At 68.0% G+C, this 2,013-nt stretch carries 1 pseudogene; it reads right to left on the bottom strand.

The annotated features are described in order from the left end of the window. Positions 1-1,016: 1,016 nt before the first annotated feature. Positions 1,017-1,947: pseudogene (locus ACFWBB_RS41300) on the bottom strand (IS5 family transposase). Positions 1,948-2,013 lie beyond the last annotated feature (66 nt).

Below are 2,013 nucleotides of genomic sequence, written 5' to 3'. Positions count from 1 at the left end.
CCACCGCCTGTGCACCCTGCCCGCGCCCCCCCCCCCCCGCCGCCGGCCCCCCGACCCCGCCGTCCACCCGCCGCGTCGGCCCCCCCCCGCCCGGCTGGGCCCGCCACTGCTTCTCCGTCTGCTTCCGGAGGCACAGGCTCATTGAAGGACGGTTGCAGAACCAGGGCGATACGGTGGCGGGGCGGGCAGTCGACGAGGTCGTGGACCAACTTTGGCCTCCCCTCACAGAGATCCAAGGGTCGCAGCATCCGCCTTTACCCACACGCGAAGCACGTGACACCTCCCGTACGCGGTGTCGTTCCGTCTCGTTGATCTGCTGGGCCGCTATGGTTCTGGGCTGCGGCAGGATGCGCACGCCGCGAGCCTGCGTCCGGTACCCCGCACCGGTCATGCACCAGACCAAGGACACCGGAACCGACTAGGAGCTGTCCGGCTGATCACGGCAAAGCGGCTCGAGCGGGAACCGAACTGATCCTTCCTTGGTCAGTGTGAGTGAAGTACCTCGGTCGTTGCGGGGGATGTAGGCCGGTCCGCTTGCTCGGTCACTCTGCGGCGCGGTGTTCAGGGGAGGCGCAGGGATGCACGTGGCGGGGGCGGAACGCGGGGCGCCCGCTTCTGCCCCGGGGTTCGGCTGGTACTTGCTGGCTCCCGCCCTCGCCGCCTTTGGCGCGTACGGCGGCACAGTCTGGACCATTCGGTCGTGGGCGAGTTGTCCCCTCGGGAACGACGCCAGCAGCAACGTAGGGCTGCTGATGACGCTGACTGTCGTGTGGCTCTGCATGACTCTGTTGCTGCTTCTGCTCCAACTCGCAGTGCGGAGGTGGCCCCTTCGGGGTGGGCGGGCAGCCATGTGGCTCGCACCGCTCGCGGCTGTCATCGCACTGACGTTGCTGTACCGGTTCGGGATGGATTGGCCGTACCACCCGTCCGGAGGTCAGTGCACGGAGGGCTATCCGCTGTTTCCGTTCACAGGCAAGACGGGCCCGCACTCCGCCGAGTAACCGCTGCCGGGTCGGTCATGTGCGGAGCCAGATGGCGAGGGCTGCGGCGGTGGCGGTGCCGAGATAGACGTAGCCGCGCTTGTCGTATCGGGTGGCGATGGCTCGGGCGTTCTTGAGCTTGTTGATGGCTCGTTCGACGGTGTTGCGTTTCTTGTACCGCTCTTCGTCGAAGCCTGGTGGCCGTCCGCCGCGTGAGCCTTTACGCAGGCGAGTGGCCTGGCTGTCGGTCTTCTCCGGGATCGTGTGGCGGATGCCCCGCTGTCTCAGGTACTTGCGAACAGGGCCGTTGCTGTATGTCTTGTCGGCCGCGAGGCTGTCCGGCTTCACGCGCGGCCTTCCCGCGCCGAACTCGGGACGCGGATCTTGTCCAGCACGGCGATGAACTGAGTGCAGTCCGCCCGCTGGCCTGGAGTGACGATCAGGGACAAGGGGCGGCGTCGGCCGTCCGCGCTCAGGTAGAGCTTGCTGGTGAACCCGCCCCGCGAACGGCCCAGGCCCTCACCTCCAGCACCACCTCCACCGGGCGGGCGACAAGACTCTGCCACGGCGTCTCGCCCTGGTGTTCCCCATTTTCGGCCCCCTTTGAGCCGGGTGCCGGCGGTGGAGCGATGCGGGCGCCGGCCGCATGCTGGTGCGCGCGGACGATGGTGGAGTCGACCGAGATGTCCCAGTCGATCTCACCCGCCGCGTCGGCCGCGGCCTGGACCCGCTGGAGCAGGCGTTCCCAGGTGCTGTCGCCCGACCATAGCCTGTGGCGCTCATAAACGGTCTTCCACGGGCCGAACCGTTCGGGCAGGTCACGCCACTGCACCCCGGTCCGTACCCGATGAAGAATCCCGTTGATCACCTGCCGGTGATCCCGCCACCGGCCACAACGCCCGTTACTGACCGGCAGGAACGGCCGCAGCCGTTCCCACTCGGCATCCGTGAGATCACCCCGCCCCATGTCCACATCAACGACGCGGGCATGGACTAGTCACATGATCGGCCGGACAGGTCCCAGGACCTGTCC

This window comes from Streptomyces sp. NPDC060000 (genome assembly GCF_042737375.1).
Classification (GTDB): domain Bacteria; phylum Actinomycetota; class Actinomycetes; order Streptomycetales; family Streptomycetaceae; genus Streptomyces.
The sequence above is the reverse complement of the archived record's forward strand: the minus strand, read 5'-3'. Positions and strand labels throughout refer to the sequence as shown.